We start from the raw sequence: 15,904 nt of genomic DNA on the forward strand, positions 1-15,904 counted from the left end.
CACTATGATACATATTTCGTCAACACCCCGCACACATTCTTTCCGCAGAACCGTGAAGCCGGCACGATTCGCTTGCAGCCGGGGGAACGCGCCTCTAGCCTCCGCAGGAACGACAAAAGAGGAAACGCCATGCCCGCCGTGCCGGCCGGATTCGAACTCGATCCGCGCATAGAGCGCGATACCTGCCCGCTGATGTGGCTGGGTCTGTGCGAATTGCGGCTGATGGACGACCGCCGCTGGCCATGGCTGATGCTGGTGCCGCAGCGTCCGGGCGTCATCGAACTGCACGAGCTCACGCCGCTCGACCAGACCATGCTCACCTTCGAGATCAACATGGTCAGCCAGGCGCTCAAGCGCGTGACCGGCTGCCGCAAGATCAACATGGGCGCGCTCGGCAACGTCGTGCCGCAGCTCCACGTGCATCTCATCGCGCGCAACGAAGGCGATCCCGCCTGGCCCGGTCCGGTCTGGGGATTCGGAGACCGCGAGCCCTACCGCCGCGAGGATTTGCACCGCTTCGTCGACACGATAAGATCGGCGCTCTCGCCATAGGACTTCGTCTCCCCAATGAGCTTTTTTCTGTTTTCAGCGCCCGAGCGCGAGCCGAGCCAGTTTGTTGGCTTTGCGGGCAACCGGATCGACCGCCAGTCGGAAAACCGCACTGACGAAGCGCTGGAGGTTGCGCTCGCCGACCCGCGCCTGCGCATCATGCAGACGCGCGGCGGCCGGCTCTATCTCAAGCTGAACGGTTCCGGCTTCGATCCGTATTTCGCCCTGGCCGAAGCCCGGGAGATGGGCGCCAAGCTCGGCGACGGCGTGCTTCTGGGCCTGTCGGACGCCGGCCCCGTGGTCATGGCGCCGGGCGCGGTCGAGCCCGACGACCTGCCCGAACGCATCAAGGCCATCGACCATCGCTCGGTCTATGTGCAGGGCCTGATCGGGCCCGACATGCTTGGCGAGCTGGCGCAGGGGGCCGCCCTTCTTGCGTGGAACCGCAATCACCGCTTCTGCGGCCGCTGCGGCGCGGAAACGCAGGCGCGCATCGGCGGCTACAAACGCTCATGCGCCGCCTGCGGGGCCGAGCATTTCCCGCGCACCGATCCCGTCGCCATCATGCTGACGGTCAGGCAGGACATGTGCCTGCTCGGCCGCAGCCCGCATTTCGCGCCCGGCATGTATTCCTGCCTCGCCGGCTTCATCGAGCCCGGCGAAACCATCGAGAACGCGGTCCGCCGCGAGACGCTGGAGGAATCGGGCATACGCCTCGGCCGCGTTGCCTACCACGCCAGCCAGCCATGGCCGTTTCCGCACTCGCTGATGATCGGCTGCTTCGGCGAGGCGCTGAATGACGACATCGCGTTCGATGGCAAGGAACTCGAGGATTGCCGCTGGTTCGGACGCGACGAGGTGCTGACCATGATCGCCGGCGCCCATCCCGACGGCCTCGGCATCCCACCCAACGGCGCCATCGCCAACCACCTCATCCGCGCCTGGGCCGAACACGGTTAGCCGTCCGGGAGAACGGCGCTCCGCCATCGGCCTCAGTCCCCTGAACGCCTGTCTCCCTTTGGGACGGCACGATCCTTGCAACCCGGTTGCCAAGGGTGAGAATTCGGGGAGATCGCCATGAGCATGCAAACGACCGTCGGCGACACGGCAACCTCACCGCGTCCCTGGCAGCATCTGGCCGTACTTCACGAGCGCGCTCGCGGCCGCTTCAAGCCGACACTGCTCACCAGCATCGAACGCTACGGCATCAGGCGCGATCTTTCGGTGCCGCGCGATATGCTCCCCACGCGGGTTCCGATCGCGCTGCGGCCCATGACACCCGCCGACGTGAACATATTGTTCCCCGACGATGCGACCGCGCTGTCCCCGAAAGACCGGCAAGAGGTCGTTTGGCGGCGCATGTTCATCGACAAGGCGGGCATCGCTAACGGCATCGTCGGCGTGGACGAGCGCAACGGCAGGCTATGCGCGGCGTTGTGGCGGTTCTGGCATTCAGACAACGCGCTCGTGCGCCGCATCGGGGGCTTCCCGCACCTGAACCCAGAAGATATCTCATAGAAGGGCACTACGCGCCGCGCGCCTATCGTGGTGTCGGCGTAATGCCGGTGGTGACCGAAATGGTGGCCCGCGAGGCGGCCGCCGCCGGTCTGCGCTACATGCACGGCTTCGTCGGCACCCGAAACCGGCCTTCCCTCAAAAGCGCGCGGCGCATCGGTTTCGAGCCGCATCTGCTGCACACGCGCCGCTTTCGCCTGTTCGGGCTGCTCGTCGACGACCGCTTCGATGTTTTTCCCAACGAAGACCCGAGACGCCGCTGGGAATTGTGACACCGCGCTGTCCCGCAACGGGACGGCACGGAAGTTGCTAGGCGTCGGCAGGGGCAAAAAAATTTCCCCGGAGGAACCGTCATGAGCATGGACACCGCCAAGTCACTGAACGGCAAATCGCCCGACCTTCTCCACACGCTCGACCATCTTGGGCAGCGTATTCGCGGCCGCCTGAAGCCGACGCTCGTCACGCGCACCGTCCGCTACGGGCTTCGCCGCGACCTCGCGGCGCCGCTGGAGCACGTCAGCGCCAAGATCCCGATCACGTCGCGCCGCATGACCCAGGCCGACATCGACATCATGCTGCCGGAGGACGCCTCCGCGCTGCCGCCTGCCGATCAACTCGAGGTCAAGTGGCGCCGTCTCTTCCTGGACAAGGCCGGCATCGCCAACGGCTTCGTCGCCGTCGACGAGCGCGATGGCTCGCCCTGCTACATGCAGTGGCTGTTCGGCCGCACCGAGGCCGACATCGTCGCCGATCTCGGTGGCTTCCCGCGTTTCGGTCCCGATGAGGCCCTGCTTGAGTGCGCTTACACGCCGCCGAGCCACCGTGGCCTCGGCATCATGTCGGCGGCGATGGCGCTGTTCGCCGAGCACGCGTCTGATTTCGGCGCACGCTACGTGCACACCTTCGTCGGCACCGAAAACATACCGTCGCTGAAGGGATGCAGGCGTGCCGGCTTCGACCCGCACATGCTGCACACCCGCCGCTTCCGGCTGTTCGGCCTGCTGCGCGACGACACATTCGACGTGATGGCCGACGACGACCCGCGCCGCCGCTGGGAGATGTGATCCACGTCTGAAGCGGGGTCCTAGTCCTCGTCCACGCTCTGCGTCGCACGGAACGGATGCGCCGGATAGACGCCGAGGATGCGGACCTCGCGGGAGAAGAACGCAAGTTCCTTCAGCGCCTGGGCGACGTTCTTGTCGTCCGGGTGCCCCTCGATGTCAGCGTAAAACTGCGTCGAGAAGAACTTGCCGCCGAGCTGGTAGCTCTCCAGCTTGGTCATGTTGACGCCGTTGGTGGCAAAGCCCCCCATAGCCTTGTAGAGCGCGGCGGGAATGTTGTGCACGCGGTAGACGAAGGTCGTCATCATGAGCTGGTCGGGATCGACACGCGGCGCCCAGCTCTTTTCCTTCGATAGCACCACGAAACGGGTAACATTGTTTTCGGCGTCCTCGACGTTCTCGGCCAGGATGTCGAGCCCGTAGAGCGACGACGCCAGCCGCGGCGCAAGCGCAGCCCAGCTCCGGTTGCCCTCCTCGGCCACCAGACGCGCAGCTCCCGCCGTATCTCCGGCCACGACCGGCTTCCAGCGATGGCGGCGAATCACCTTGCGGCACTGGCCGAGCGCGTGAATATGGCTGTGGACCGATTTGATCTCCTCCATCTTCACTCCCGGCAGCACCATGAGCTGGAAGTGGATGGGCAGAAAATATTCCGCGACGATGTGCAGCCGCGATTCAGGCAGCAGGTAGTGAATGTCGGCGACGCGGCCCGCCAGCGTGTTCTCGATCGGGATCATGGCGAGGTCGGCCTTGCCGCTCTCCACCGCGTTGAACGCATCCTCGAAGGTCGGGCACGGCATCGGCTCCATGTCGGGATACATGTCGCGGCAGGCGGTGTCGGAGTTCGCCCCCGGTTCGCCCTGGAAGGAAATCCTGTTCGTCTTTGCAATCATTTCGGCAGACCTTGTGAAATCAATGTGCGGGCGCGTTCGAGGTCGCGCGGCGTGTCGACGCCCAGCGGCACGGCATCGACGATGCGCGCATCGATGCGCATGCCGGCTTCCAGCGCCCGAAGCTGCTCGAGCTTCTCGCGCTTTTCCAGCGTCGAGGGTTGCAGGGCGACGAAGCGTGCAAGTGCTGCGCGGCGATAGGCGTAGAGACCGACATGGTGGTAATGCGGCCCCTCGCCCCAGGGCGCGGTCGCGCGCGTGAAATAGAGCGTACGCAGGCGGCCGGGCTCGACCGGCGAGCCGACGATCTTCACAATGTTCGGGTCGGTTCGCTCCTCGTCATGGGTGATCTCGACGCCGAGCGTGGCGATGTCGACGGCGGGGTCCGCCAGCGGCTCGAGTGCTGCGCGCACGATCCGCGGCTCGACGGTCGGCAGATCGCCCTGCACATTGACGACGGTCTCGACCTTTCCGTCCGGGTCCAATGTCCGAAGCGCCTCGAAGATGCGGTCCGAGCCCGACTGGTGGCCGCTGTCGGTCATCACCGCCTCGTGCCCGCTGGCCACGACGGCATCGCGAATCTCGGCCGAATCGGTGGCCACCACCACGCGTCCCACGCCGCTTTCCACCGCGCGGTCGGCGACATGCGCGATCATCGGGCGGCCGCAAATGTCCGCCAGCGGCTTGCCCGGCAGGCGGGTCGCCGCCATGCGCGCGGGGATCAGGACAAGGATGGACATGGCTGGGAAACGGGTCTCCGGCGCGAATGGCGAGGGCATTCCCGAGTGGCAAAAGGTCTCACTGGGAAGTGCCCTTATATGTGTTGCAAGGACCGAGCAAAAGACCTAGTTTCCGCGCGATTTCACCGGCATCTACCGCACGGGGGATGTGGCTTGCGCACGAGAAGGGGGCAAGCCCGACGGAGCGGTCGGACAAGGGAGCCTCGGATAGATGATGGATTCGTTTGAACTCAACAAGCTGATCGGCGCGTTTCTCGCGGTGGCGTTCGTGGTCTTTTCGGTCAGCATTGTGTCCGATTCCATCTTCGCTACCCACGCACCGGAAAACCCCGGCTACGCCATCGAGGTGGTGGAGCAGGAAGCGGGCGGCGCGGAACCGGCCGAGGCGGGCCCGTCGATCGCCGAGCTGCTGCAGACGGCCGACGCCGCCGCCGGCGAGACGGCCTTCCGCAAATGCCAGGCCTGCCACACGCCCGAGGAAGGCGGCGCCAACAAGGTCGGCCCGAACCTCTGGAACATCGTCAACCGTCCCATCGCTTCGCATGAAGGTTTCAGCTACTCCGCGGCCATGCGCGACTTCTCCGAAGGCGGCTCGGTGGTGTGGGATTACGATCACCTGAGCGAATTCCTCAAGGCGCCGCGCTCCTACGTCTCCGGCACCGCCATGGCATTTGCCGGCATCAGGAACCCGGAAGAAGAGGCCAACCTGATCGCCTATCTGCGCACGCTCTCCAGCGACCCGGCCCCGCTGCCGGAAGTCGCGGCAGAAGAAGCGCCGGCCGACGACGCCGCAGCGCCCGCCGCCGAAGGCGAAGCCGCCCCGGCAGCGGAGGATGGGGCTGCTCCCGCCGAGGATCAGGCCGCCCCTGCGGAAGAGCAGACTGCCCCTGCCCAGGAACAGACTGCCCCCGCCGAAGAGACAGAGGCCGAGCCGGCCCAGCCGGAAACGCCCGATGACGGCAGCGCCGCCTCGCCGGAAACCGATGCCGGCACCGAGAGCGGCGAGACGACCCCTCAGCAACAATGACAAAGATGTAATCTCAGCATCACGAAAAAGCCGGGTTTCGCCCGGCTTTTTTGTTAATCTGGGGTGCACGGAAACTTGCCCGCGCAGGGTTTTCATATGCGCCGCAAAGGCTAGTTTAGGAATTCGTGGACCACACGCTGAATGAGGATGGCATGGGATTGAAGCGCTTTCGCACTCTGGCTCTGTCGATGATCGCAACAGCCGTGCTGACCGGCGCGGCCGGAGCGCAGGAGGAACCGGAATGGCGCACAACCTCGTCGCTGATCAGCGAGGCAGCCGAGACCGAGACGTTTGAGCGCTACGACCACGTCAACCCCGATGCCCCCAAGGGCGGCACGCTGAACACGGTGACGTCCGGCACATTCGACAGCTTCAATCCGTTCATCGTGCGCGGCACGGCGGCGGCCGGCCTCAACTATTTCGGCGGCCTGCTGTGGGAAACGCTGATGCAGCAGTCGATCGCCGATCCCGGCACCAGTCATGCGCTGATCGCCGAGGCCTTCAAATATCCTGACGACTATTCGTACGCGACCTATCGGATCGACCCCGATGCGCGCTGGCATGACGGCGAGCCGATCACCGCGGAAGACGTCGTCTGGTCATTCGACATGCTCAAGCAGCACAGCCAGACCCACAATCGCTACTACGTCAACGTCACCGAAGCGGTCGCGCTGTCCGACCACGAGGTCGAGTTCAAGTTCGATCAGGCCGGGAACCGCGAGTTGCCGCACATCATGGGCGACCTGCCCATCCTGCCCAAGCACTGGTGGGAAGGCGAAGACGCGCAGGGCCAGAAGCGCGACTTCACCCAACCGACGCTGGAGCCGCCGCTCGGCTCCGGCCCCTACCAGATCGAGACCTTCCGTCCCGGTGCCGACATCACCTGGAAACGCGTCGAGGACTACTGGGCGGAAGACCTGCCGGTGAATGTCGGGCGCTACAATTTCGACCGGCGCAAATACACCTACATCCAGGACGAAAACGCCGCCTGGCAGGCGTTCACCAAGGGTGGTCTGAACGACATCCGCGTGGAGAACCGCGCGTCGCGCTGGGCGTCGGAATACAACTTCCCCGCCTTCGAGCGCGGCGACGTGCTAAAGCGCACCTACGAAACGACCTCCGGCGAGCCGATGCAGGGCTTCGCGCTCAACACGCGGCGCCCGCAGTTTCAGGACAGGCGGGTGCGCGAGGCGCTGACGCTCGCCTACGATTTCGAAAGCCTGAACCGTGTCCAGTTCCATGGGCTCTACGCGCGCACCGACAGCTTCTTCGAAGGTGGCGAACTGGCGTCGAGTGGCCTGCCCGAGGGGCTGGAGCTCGAAATCCTCGAAACCGTCCGTGACGAGGTTCCGCCGGAAATCTTCACCGAGGAATTCAAGCTGCCGGTCTATGACAGCCGCGAGGCCCAGCGCGACCACCTTCGCCGCGCCTCGCAACTGCTGGCCGAGGCAGGCTGGCGCCAGCAGGGCAGGCAACTGGTCAACGAGCAGGGCGAGCCTTTCCGCATCGAGTTTCTCTCCTTCAATCCCGACAGCGAGCGCCTCACCGGCCCCTATATCAACACGCTGCGGCGGCTAGGCATCGACGCCTCGCTTCGCATCGTCGACAGCAGCCAGTATGTGAACCGGGTACGGGAATACGACTTCGACGTCATCACCGGCGTGATGATGCAGTCGCAGTCTCCCGGCAACGAGCAGCGGGAATATTGGGGTTCGGAGGCCGCCGACCTTCCCGACACCCGCAACTATGCCGGCATCAAGGACCCGGCCGTCGACAAGCTGGTCGAGCGCGTCATCTTCGCCAAGGATCGCGAGGAGTTGATTGCGGCCACCCACGCCCTCGATCGTGTTCTCCTCTGGGGCTACTACTACGTGCCGCAGTTCCACAACTCCGAGGTATGGGTCGCCTACTGGAACAAGTTCGGCATCCCCGAAGAACAGCCCTCCTATATCGGCGTGGACGTCGAATCCTGGTGGATCCGTCCCGACCAGGAAAAGGCGATCGAGCGCAGCTTCGAGGAGACGCAATGAAGGTCGGTGGAATGATTGCCCGGCGCGACTTTCTTGCGCTGGGCGGCGCGGCCGTCGCGGCGCCTCTGCTGGTTCGCGACGCCTTCGCCCAGTTGCCGACGGACACGCCGCTTCACGGCATATCGGTCTTCGGCGACCTGAAATACGGACCCGACTTTGCGCATTTCGACTATGTGAACCCGGATGCGCCCAGCGGCGGCCGCATCGTCACCCAGTCGCCGGCGCGCATCTACAACCAGAACTTCGACACGTTCGATACGCTCAACATGTATGTGCTGCGCGGCAACGCGGCATTCGGCATGGATCTCACCTACGCCTCGCTTCTGGCGAGTTCGTCCGACGAGACCAGCTCGATGTACGGCTATGTGGCGGAGACGGTGGTCGTCAGCGAGGACAGGCTGACATGGCGCTTCACACTGCATCCCGACGCCGCCTTCCATGACGGCACGCCGATCAAGTCCTCGGACGTCCTCTTTACCCTGACCACGCTGCGCGATCTCGGCCATGAAAACATCGCCAGCACGCTGCGCGAAGTCGAGACGATGGAAACACCGGACGAGCGCACCATCTCGGTGACGCTGAAACCGGATGCCGGCATATCGGTGCTTTTGACCGTCGCCGGCGCGCCGATCTTTTCGGAAAGCTGGTGGGAAGGCCGCGATTTCCAGGCAACGCTCTCCGAAGCGCCGCTGGGTTCCGGACCGTATCGGGTCGGCCGCTTCAATTTCGGCAGTTTCATCGAGTTCGACAGGGTCGCGGACCATTGGGCGGTCAAGCGCCCGGTCATGGTTGGGCGCTACAATTTCGACCGCATCCGCTACGAGTATTATCGCGACAGGACCGCATCCTTCGAGGCGTTCAAGGGTGGAAACATCCTCTTCAGGGAGGAATTCACCTCCCGCAACTGGGCGACGGACTACAATTTCCCGGCCATCAACGACGGCAGGGTCAAGATCGAGGACTATCCCGACGAGACGCCGTCCGGCGGCCAGGGCTGGTTCTTCAACACGCGCCGGGAAAAGTTCGCGGACCGGCGCATCCGCCGGGCCATCGGCATGCTGTTCGATTTCGAATGGACGAATGCCAACATCATGTACGGCCTCTACGAGCGCTCCAATTCCTTCTTCGAGAAGTCGGACAACAAGGCGTCGGGCCTGCCGAACGAGGCGGAACTTGCGCTGCTGGAGCCGTTTCGTGACCAGCTTCCGCCGGAGGTCTTCGAAGAACCCTATGTCGCGCCCGTCACAGACGGCAGCGGCCGCGACCGCAACCAGATGCGCGCCGCGCTCGCGATGTTCACAGAGGCCGGCTGCAAGCTCGAGGGCCGCCGCCTGCTGCTACCCTCCGGCGAGCAGCTTACGATCGAGTTTCTCGGAAACTCGGACTCGTTCGAGCCGCACCACAACGCCTTCATCCGCAATCTCGGCCAGCTCGGCATCCGCGCCAGCTACCGCATCGTGGACGCCGCGCAATATTCGCTGCGGCTGCGCGAGTTCGATTTCGACATGGTGGTGTCGCGCTTCACGATGTCGCTCTTTCCGTCGCGCTTCATCAGGCAGGTGTTCGGCTCGGTCAGCGCCAATTCGCCGGGCTCGTTCAACATGGCTGGCATGGCCAATCCCGCCATCGACGCCGTGCTGGAGAAGATCATCGCGGCGAAGTCGCAGGAAGAATTCACCATGGCCACGCGCGCGCTCGACCGGATCATCCGCGCCGAGCATTACGTGGTCTTCCAGTGGCACAAGGCCGCACGCTGGCTCGCATACTGGGACTATTACGACCGTCCGGCGGTCAGTCCCAAATACGCCACCGGCGTGCTCGACACATGGTGGACGCGCCCGGACAAGGTCCAGGCAACCGGCATGACCGGCTGACGCAAGCTTCCCATGTGATGACAAAGCCGGTTACAGACGTGTCCAGCTCGAAACCCGAAGGAAACTGATGGGCGCCTATATCCTCCGCCGCCTGCTGCTGATGATCCCGACGCTGTTCGGCATCATGGCCATCTCCTTCATCGTCATCCAGTTCGCGCCGGGCGGGCCGGTGGAACAGGTGATCGCGCGCATGACCGGCGACGGCGGCGGCGCGACCGACCGCCTCTCCGGCGGCGGGGCCGACGTCTCGCAGAACTTCGATGCCGGAAACGACTACAAATATCGCGGCGCGCAGGGGCTGGACCCCGCCTTCATCGCCCAGCTCGAAAAGCAGTTCGGATTCGACAAGCCGCCGCTCGAACGCTTCTTCAACATGTTGTGGAACTATGCCCGCTTCGATTTCGGCGAGAGCTATTTCCGCGACATCTCGGTCATCGACCTCATCATAGAGAAGATGCCGGTGTCGATCTCGCTGGGGCTATGGATCACGCTGATCTCCTATTCGATCTCGATCCCGCTCGGCATCCGCAAGGCGGTCAAGGACGGCACCGCCTTCGACGTGTGGACCAGCGGCATCGTCATCGTCGGCTATGCCATACCGGGCTTCCTGTTCGCGATCCTGCTGATGGTGCTGTTTGCCGGCGGCTCGTTCTTCGACTGGTTCCCGCTGCGCGGGCTCACCTCGGAGAACTGGGGCGACATGTCCTGGCCGGAACGCATCCTCGATTATTTCTGGCATCTGACACTGCCGCTGACGGCGATGGTGCTGTCGGCCTTCGCTACCACCACGCTGCTGACCAAGAACTCTTTCCTGGACGAAATCCGCAAGCAATATGTCGTCACGGCACGCGCCAAGGGCCTGTCCGAACGGCAGGTGCTCTACGGCCACGTCTTCCGCAACGCCATGCTCATCATCATCGCCGGTTTTCCGGGCGCGTTCATCTCTGCCTTCTTCACCGGCTCGCTGCTGATCGAGAACATCTTCTCGCTCGACGGGCTGGGGCTCCTGGGCTTCCGTTCCGTGCTCGACCGCGACTATGCCGTGGTGTTCGCCACCCTCTACATCTTCTCGCTGATCGGGCTGTTCGTCAGCCTCCTCTCGGACCTCACCTATACGATGATCGATCCGCGGATCGATTTCGAAAGGCGGGAGGTCTAGATGTCCGACGTGATCGCCAAGGGCGAAGTGGAGAAGGTACGCGAGCGCACGGCGCGGCCATGGCTGTCGCCGCTGAACCAGCGCCGCTGGCAGAACTTCAAGGCCAACCGGCGCGGCTACTGGTCGCTCTGGATTTTCCTGGTCCTGTTCGTGCTGTCGCTCTTCGCCGAGTTCATCGCCAACGACAAGCCGATCCTCGCGTCCTACAAGGGTGAGATCCTGTTCCCGGTCCTCGTCGACTACCCCGAAGAGAAATTCGGCGGGTTTCTTGCCGTCACCGATTATCGCGACCCGATCATCAGCGAGGAGATCGAGGCCAATGGCTGGCTGATCTGGCCGCCGATCCGCTATTCCTACCGCACGGTCAACAACGACATCCCCGAATCCGCGCCAGCCAAACCCTCATGGCTCTATGACGCTGAGACGCGCTGCGGCCGCTATTTCGACGGCGCCGCAGACCCCGCCTGCACGCTCGGCAACTGGAACTGGCTCGGCACCGACGACCAGGCCCGCGACGTGCTGGCGCGCATCATCTACGGCTTCCGCATATCGGTGCTGTTCGGCCTCGTGCTCACGCTGGCATCGGCCGTCATCGGCGTGTCGGCCGGCGCCGTGCAGGGCTATTTCGGCGGCTGGACCGACCTGATCTTCCAACGCGTGATCGAGATCTGGTCGTCGATCCCGGTGCTCTACCTGATCCTCATCATCGCCGCCGTTCTGCCGCCGGGCTTCTTCATCCTGCTCGGCATCATGCTCCTGTTCTCGTGGGTCGCCTTCGTCGGCGTGGTGCGCGCGGAATTCCTGCGCGCGCGCAACTTCGAATATGTCAACGCCGCGCGGGCGCTCGGCGTCTCCAACGGCACGATCATGTTCCGCCACCTTCTGCCCAACGCCATGGTGGCGACGCTGACCTTCCTGCCCTTCATCCTCAACGGCTCGATCACGACGCTGACCTCGCTCGACTTCCTCGGCTTCGGCCTGCCGCCCGGCTCGGCCTCGCTGGGCGAGCTGCTGCGCCAGGGCCAGCGCAACCTCAACGCGCCATGGCTCGGCATCACTGGCTTCCTGACGCTGTCGATCATGCTGTCGCTGCTGATCTTCATCGGCGAGGCCGTGCGCGACGCCTTCGACCCCCGGAAGACGTTCAAATGAGCGACACACCTCTCCTCTCCGTGCGAGATCTTTCCGTGGCCTTCACGCAGGGCGGCGCGCAGAATCTCGCCGTCGATCGCGTCTCCTTCGACATCGCGCGCGGCGAGACGGTCGCGCTCGTCGGCGAATCCGGCTCCGGCAAGTCGGTCACCGCGCTGTCTGTCCTCAAGCTCCTGCCCTACCCGGCCGCCAGCCACCCCTCGGGCGAAATCCTGTTCCACGGCGAGAACCTGCTTGCAGGCGGCGAGAAGGAGCTTCGCAAGGTACGCGGCAACAAGATCACCATGATCTTCCAGGAGCCGATGACCTCGCTCAACCCGCTGCACACCATCGAGCAGCAGATCGGCGAGATCCTGAAGATCCACCGCGGCATGGGCGACAAGCAGGCCCGTGCCCGCACGCTGGAACTGCTGCACGAGGTCGGCATCCAGGAGCCGGAACGCCGCCTCGGCGCCTATCCGCACCAGTTGTCGGGCGGCCAGCGCCAGCGCGTGATGATCGCCATGTCGCTCGCCAACGAGCCGGAGCTGCTGATCGCCGACGAGCCGACCACCGCGCTCGACGTGACGGTGCAGGCGCAGATCCTCGAATTGCTGGACGAGCTGAAGAAGAAGAACGGCATGTCGATGCTGTTCATCACCCACGATCTCGGCATTGTCCGGCGCATCGCCGACAAGGTCTGCGTGATGACCAAGGGGCGGATCGTCGAGGCCGGCCCGACCAGCGAGATTTTCGAGAACCCGCAGCACGAATACACCCGCCACCTGCTCGCCGCCGAGCCGAAGGGCACCGCCCCCAAGGCGAACCCGGACGCCGAGACGGTCATGACGGGCGACGACATCAAGGTTTGGTTCCCGATCAAGCAGGGCTTCTTCAGGAATACCGTCGACCACGTGAAGGCGGTCGACGGCATCGACGTCGTGGTCAAGGCCGGCCAGACGCTCGGCGTCGTCGGAGAATCCGGTTCCGGCAAGACCACGCTCGGCCTCGCCCTGTCGCGCATGATCTCGTCGGAGGGCAAGATCATGCTCGGCCAGAAGGAAATCGACGGCTATTCCTTCAAGCAGATGCGCCCGCTGCGCCGCGAGATGCAGATCGTCTTCCAGGACCCGTTCGGCTCCCTTTCGCCGCGCATGTCGGTCTCCGAGATCATCGAGGAAGGCCTGAAGATCCACGAGCCGAACCTGTCCGTCGACGAGCGCGACGCCATGGTGGTCGACGTGCTCGGCGAGGTCGGGCTCGATCCGGCCACCCGCTTCCGCTACCCGCACGAATTCTCCGGCGGCCAGCGCCAGCGCATCGCGATCGCGCGCGCCATGGTGCTGAAGCCACGCTTCGTCATGCTCGACGAGCCGACCTCCGCGCTGGACATGAGCGTGCAGGCGCAGGTGGTCGATCTCCTGCGCGACCTGCAGAAGAAGCACGACCTCGCCTATCTCTTCATCAGCCACGACCTCAAGGTGGTGCGCGCCCTGTCGAACCACGTCATCGTGATGCGCAACGGCAAGGTGGTGGAGCAGGGTTCGACCGAGCAGATTTTCGAGAACCCGCAAACCGACTATACCAAGGCGCTGATCGCCGCCGCCTTCGACATCGCCACCGCGCCCGCCGGCGTCGTCAGCCAGTAGCTTCACTTTCAGGAATTCCCGCCATGTCTTCACCTGCGCGCAGTCGCATCCTGCTTTCGGTTACCGGCTACGACCCGAAGCTGTGGAAGGAACTTCTGTCGGCCGAACACGACGTCGTCACCCAGCCGGACGGCGAAGCGATCGACTATGCCGTCGTCTGGAAGCATCCGCACGGCGCTCTCGAAGGGCTGACAGGCCTCAAGGCGATCTTCTCGCTCGGCGCCGGTGTCGACCACATTCTTGCCGATCCCGGCCTGCCCGAGGTGCCGATCGCGCGCATCGTCGCCGACAATCTGACCCAGCACATGGTCGAATACATGACCTGGCGCGTGCTCGATCATCACCGCAACGGCATGACCTACCGCGCCCATCAGGCGCAGAAGACCTGGCACGAGCTGTCACAACCGGCCTCGAACGATGTCAGCGTCGGCATCATGGGCCTTGGCCAGCTCGGCCGCGCCTGCGCCTCCGCCCTGCTGGCGCTCGGCTTCAAGGTCAATGGCTGGACACGCACGCCGCGCCCGATGGAAGGCGTCACCACCTTCCACGGCGAAAACGGGCTGCGCGACTTCCTTGCCGCGACCGACATTCTGGTGGTGCTGCTGCCGCATACGCCGGCCACCGAAGGCATCATCGACCATGCGCTTCTGCGCGGCCTGCGCCGCGAAAACCGGCTGGGCGGCGCGATCCTCATCAATGGCGGACGCGGCAAGCTGCAAAAGGAGACGGACATCCTGCAGGCGCTCGACGACGGTACGCTGAAGGAAGCAAGCCTCGACGTTTTCCAGCAGGAGCCACTGCCGCAGCAGAGCCCGCTTTGGACGCACCCGCGCGTCTTCGTAACCCCGCACGCGGCCGCCACCTCCGATCCGGTCCATCTCGCCCCGCTGATGCTCGAACAGATCGCCCGCCACCAACGCGGCGAGGCGCTGCAGAACGTCGTCGACCGCGCGGAAGGGTATTGAGCGAAGGTCACACCCGCCGAAACCCCGTCGGCGGGCCGTAGAGATAGGCTATGCGCTTCACGGCCGCGGCGAGCGGTTCGCGTGAGACCATCATGGTGTGGCCGTTGGCGTGGATGATGGTTTTCTCGTCGACCATGATCGCCACGTGGCCCTTCCAGAAGACCAGGTCGCCGCGGCTCAGCCCGGCGAGATCATTGCCCACCTCCAGCGCCGCGCCGATCGTGGCCGCCTGCATGTCGGTGTCGCGGCGCACGCCGCTTCCCGCCATGCGCATGGAAAGCTGCACGAGGCCGGAACAGTCGATGCCGAAGGCGCTCGACCCGCCCCACAGATAGGGCGTGCGCTCCAGCTCTTCGGCGACCGCGACATAGTCGCTGCTGACCGTGCCTACAGGTCGCAGGTGCGCGGCGACCAGCGCCTCGCCGCTTTCAAGAAGCGCGTAGTCCGTGCCGCGCGTCGTCGCATTGCCGACCACCGTCAGCCGGCTGCCCATGGAGAAGGCGCCCGTGGCCGGCTTCTTCATGTCGGCTTCGCGATAGCTGAAGGTGCGCGGCGCGGCGACGACATGTGTGGGCGCCGCACCCGGCGCCTCCAACCCCGTCGCCGGCGCGTAGCCGACATAGCCGTCGCGCGCGCCCTGCACCCAGGCGAAACCTTCCGCTTCCTCGAAGACCATCACCTCGTCTCCGGCCAGAAGCTGGGTGTCGAGCCCGGCATCGGGCCGCGGCGCGTTGCGCAGGTCGAGAACGGGCGCGGCGACCCGCGCCGGGCGGCCAGCAACGAAACGCTGCGCCTCCACCGCGCCCTTCAGCCGCTCGTCGGCGAGATCGGGCCGGAAGGCCTGCAACCTGCGGTCAAGAGCGTTCATATCGGCAGCTCCGCGGCCTTGTCGATGACGAGGTCACCGAAGCGTTCGACGAACAGCGCGCCCTCCACGGTGCGCTTGATCAGAACGTTGCGCTTGTCCTTCTCGTCTCGGTGGCGCGACAACAGCTTGAGCGAGCCCATCGTGTCGAGGGCGCGGGTAATCACCGGCTTGGTCACCGCCAGCTTCTCGGCCAGCCCGCGCACGGTGTGCGGCGGCGGGTCGAGATACACCGTCAGCAGGATCGCCATCTGGCGCATGGTCAGGTCGTGCGAGGCCGCCTGCACCTCCGCCAGCGTGACCTGCTGCCAGAGCCGCAGCGACTGGCTGGGACGCATCGCGATGCCCATCGGCGCTCCACGGAAGGTCGTTTCGGTTCCGTATCATTCAAGCGAAAAAAAGCGGCCGGCGCAAGGCACCGGCCGCTCTTCATTTCGTCTCTACGGCGG

At 64.8% G+C, this 15,904-nt stretch carries 16 protein-coding genes; 12 read left to right on the top strand and 4 right to left on the bottom strand.

The annotated features are described in order from the left end of the window. Positions 1 to 129: 129 nt before the first annotated feature. The 5 genes from ACVJNE_RS21400 (at position 130) to ACVJNE_RS21420 (ending at position 3,128) form a co-directional block, all read left to right on the top strand. Entirely contained in the window at positions 130 to 552 is a 423-nt protein-coding gene (locus tag ACVJNE_RS21400) for an HIT family protein (RefSeq protein ID WP_499568813.1), read from the top strand. 15 nt (positions 553 to 567) lie between these two features. After that, the gene (gene nudC / locus ACVJNE_RS21405; protein ID WP_499568814.1) at positions 568 to 1,509 is read left to right on the top strand and encodes an NAD(+) diphosphatase; all 942 of its coding nucleotides are present in this window, start codon (positions 568 to 570) and stop codon (positions 1,507 to 1,509) included. Positions 1,510 to 1,626: 117 nt separating this feature from the next. Then, complete coding sequence (locus ACVJNE_RS21410; RefSeq protein ID WP_499568815.1) at positions 1,627 to 2,067, top strand: hypothetical protein; 441 nt, start codon at positions 1,627 to 1,629, stop codon at positions 2,065 to 2,067. Between the two features lie 41 nt (positions 2,068 to 2,108). Beyond that, positions 2,109 to 2,336, top strand: coding sequence for a hypothetical protein (locus ACVJNE_RS21415; RefSeq protein ID WP_499568816.1), 228 nt, complete (start codon positions 2,109 to 2,111; stop codon positions 2,334 to 2,336). Between the two features lie 81 nt (positions 2,337 to 2,417). Beyond that, positions 2,418 to 3,128 carry a GNAT family N-acetyltransferase gene (locus ACVJNE_RS21420; protein ID WP_499568817.1) on the top strand — a complete coding sequence of 237 codons (711 nt, stop codon included), beginning with the start codon at positions 2,418 to 2,420 and terminating at the stop codon, positions 3,126 to 3,128. 20 nt (positions 3,129 to 3,148) lie between these two features. Here the strand turns inward: ACVJNE_RS21420 and ACVJNE_RS21425 are convergent, their stop codons facing one another. Beyond that, positions 3,149 to 4,018, bottom strand: a complete 870-nt coding sequence (locus ACVJNE_RS21425) for a prephenate dehydratase (RefSeq protein ID WP_499568818.1) — start codon at positions 4,016 to 4,018, stop codon at positions 3,149 to 3,151. Next, positions 4,015 to 4,755, bottom strand: a complete 741-nt coding sequence (locus ACVJNE_RS21430; RefSeq protein ID WP_499568819.1) for a 3-deoxy-manno-octulosonate cytidylyltransferase — start codon at positions 4,753 to 4,755, stop codon at positions 4,015 to 4,017. Before ACVJNE_RS21430 ends, ACVJNE_RS21425 begins: the two co-directional genes overlap by 4 nt. Positions 4,756 to 4,969: 214 nt before the next feature. Here ACVJNE_RS21430 and ACVJNE_RS21435 point away from each other — a divergent pair, with 214 nt between their 5' ends. From ACVJNE_RS21435 to ACVJNE_RS21465, 7 genes are all read left to right on the top strand, one after another. After that, positions 4,970 to 5,782 (top strand): c-type cytochrome, encoded by an 813-nt coding sequence (locus tag ACVJNE_RS21435; RefSeq protein WP_499568853.1) that lies wholly within the window; start codon positions 4,970 to 4,972, stop codon positions 5,780 to 5,782. A 152-nt stretch (positions 5,783 to 5,934) separates the two neighbouring features. Continuing rightward, positions 5,935 to 7,812, top strand: a complete 1,878-nt coding sequence (locus ACVJNE_RS21440; RefSeq protein WP_499568854.1) for an extracellular solute-binding protein — start codon at positions 5,935 to 5,937, stop codon at positions 7,810 to 7,812. Continuing rightward, positions 7,809 to 9,686, top strand: coding sequence for an extracellular solute-binding protein (locus ACVJNE_RS21445; RefSeq protein ID WP_499568820.1), 1,878 nt, complete (start codon positions 7,809 to 7,811; stop codon positions 9,684 to 9,686). Before ACVJNE_RS21440 ends, ACVJNE_RS21445 begins: the two co-directional genes overlap by 4 nt. A 67-nt stretch (positions 9,687 to 9,753) precedes the next feature. Next, complete coding sequence (locus tag ACVJNE_RS21450; RefSeq protein WP_421928357.1) at positions 9,754 to 10,845, top strand: microcin C ABC transporter permease YejB; 1,092 nt, start codon at positions 9,754 to 9,756, stop codon at positions 10,843 to 10,845. Next, a complete protein-coding gene (locus tag ACVJNE_RS21455) occupies positions 10,846 to 11,997 on the top strand; it encodes an ABC transporter permease (protein ID WP_499568821.1) in 1,152 nt (383 codons plus the stop codon). Continuing rightward, positions 11,994 to 13,625 (top strand): ABC transporter ATP-binding protein, encoded by a 1,632-nt coding sequence (locus ACVJNE_RS21460; protein ID WP_499568822.1) that lies wholly within the window; start codon positions 11,994 to 11,996, stop codon positions 13,623 to 13,625. The genes ACVJNE_RS21455 and ACVJNE_RS21460 overlap by 4 nt, the downstream gene beginning before the upstream one ends. Before the next feature lie 23 nt (positions 13,626 to 13,648). Further along, positions 13,649 to 14,590 carry a 2-hydroxyacid dehydrogenase gene (locus tag ACVJNE_RS21465; RefSeq protein WP_499568823.1) on the top strand — a complete coding sequence of 314 codons (942 nt, stop codon included), beginning with the start codon at positions 13,649 to 13,651 and terminating at the stop codon, positions 14,588 to 14,590. 7 nt (positions 14,591 to 14,597) lie between these two features. On the opposite strand, the gene ACVJNE_RS21470 is transcribed toward ACVJNE_RS21465, so the two are convergent. Continuing rightward, positions 14,598 to 15,458, bottom strand: a complete 861-nt coding sequence (locus ACVJNE_RS21470) for a C40 family peptidase (RefSeq protein ID WP_499568824.1) — start codon at positions 15,456 to 15,458, stop codon at positions 14,598 to 14,600. Further along, entirely contained in the window at positions 15,455 to 15,805 is a 351-nt protein-coding gene (locus ACVJNE_RS21475) for a MarR family winged helix-turn-helix transcriptional regulator (RefSeq protein WP_499568825.1), read from the bottom strand. The genes ACVJNE_RS21470 and ACVJNE_RS21475 overlap by 4 nt, the downstream gene beginning before the upstream one ends. Positions 15,806 to 15,904 lie beyond the last annotated feature (99 nt).

It is taken from the genome of Mesorhizobium sp. DxT, from assembly GCF_058448885.1.

Bases quoted from the DNA above. Each gene is read 5' to 3' on its own strand.
- ACVJNE_RS21400 (WP_499568813.1), top strand. From the start codon at position 130: ATGCCCGCCGTGCCGGCCGGATTCGAACTCGATCCGCGCATAGAGCGC.
- nudC (WP_499568814.1), top strand. From the start codon at position 568: ATGAGCTTTTTTCTGTTTTCAGCGCCCGAGCGCGAGCCGAGCCAGTTT.
- ACVJNE_RS21410 (WP_499568815.1), top strand. From the start codon at position 1,627: ATGAGCATGCAAACGACCGTCGGCGACACGGCAACCTCACCGCGTCCC.
- ACVJNE_RS21415 (WP_499568816.1), top strand. From the start codon at position 2,109: ATGCCGGTGGTGACCGAAATGGTGGCCCGCGAGGCGGCCGCCGCCGGT.
- ACVJNE_RS21420 (WP_499568817.1), top strand. From the start codon at position 2,418: ATGAGCATGGACACCGCCAAGTCACTGAACGGCAAATCGCCCGACCTT.
- ACVJNE_RS21425 (WP_499568818.1), bottom strand. From the start codon at position 4,018: ATGATTGCAAAGACGAACAGGATTTCCTTCCAGGGCGAACCGGGGGCG.
- ACVJNE_RS21430 (WP_499568819.1), bottom strand. From the start codon at position 4,755: ATGTCCATCCTTGTCCTGATCCCCGCGCGCATGGCGGCGACCCGCCTG.
- ACVJNE_RS21435 (WP_499568853.1), top strand. From the start codon at position 4,970: ATGGATTCGTTTGAACTCAACAAGCTGATCGGCGCGTTTCTCGCGGTG.
- ACVJNE_RS21440 (WP_499568854.1), top strand. From the start codon at position 5,935: ATGGGATTGAAGCGCTTTCGCACTCTGGCTCTGTCGATGATCGCAACA.
- ACVJNE_RS21445 (WP_499568820.1), top strand. From the start codon at position 7,809: ATGAAGGTCGGTGGAATGATTGCCCGGCGCGACTTTCTTGCGCTGGGC.
- ACVJNE_RS21450 (WP_421928357.1), top strand. From the start codon at position 9,754: ATGGGCGCCTATATCCTCCGCCGCCTGCTGCTGATGATCCCGACGCTG.
- ACVJNE_RS21455 (WP_499568821.1), top strand. From the start codon at position 10,846: ATGTCCGACGTGATCGCCAAGGGCGAAGTGGAGAAGGTACGCGAGCGC.
- ACVJNE_RS21460 (WP_499568822.1), top strand. From the start codon at position 11,994: ATGAGCGACACACCTCTCCTCTCCGTGCGAGATCTTTCCGTGGCCTTC.
- ACVJNE_RS21465 (WP_499568823.1), top strand. From the start codon at position 13,649: ATGTCTTCACCTGCGCGCAGTCGCATCCTGCTTTCGGTTACCGGCTAC.
- ACVJNE_RS21470 (WP_499568824.1), bottom strand. From the start codon at position 15,458: ATGAACGCTCTTGACCGCAGGTTGCAGGCCTTCCGGCCCGATCTCGCC.
- ACVJNE_RS21475 (WP_499568825.1), bottom strand. From the start codon at position 15,805: ATGGGCATCGCGATGCGTCCCAGCCAGTCGCTGCGGCTCTGGCAGCAG.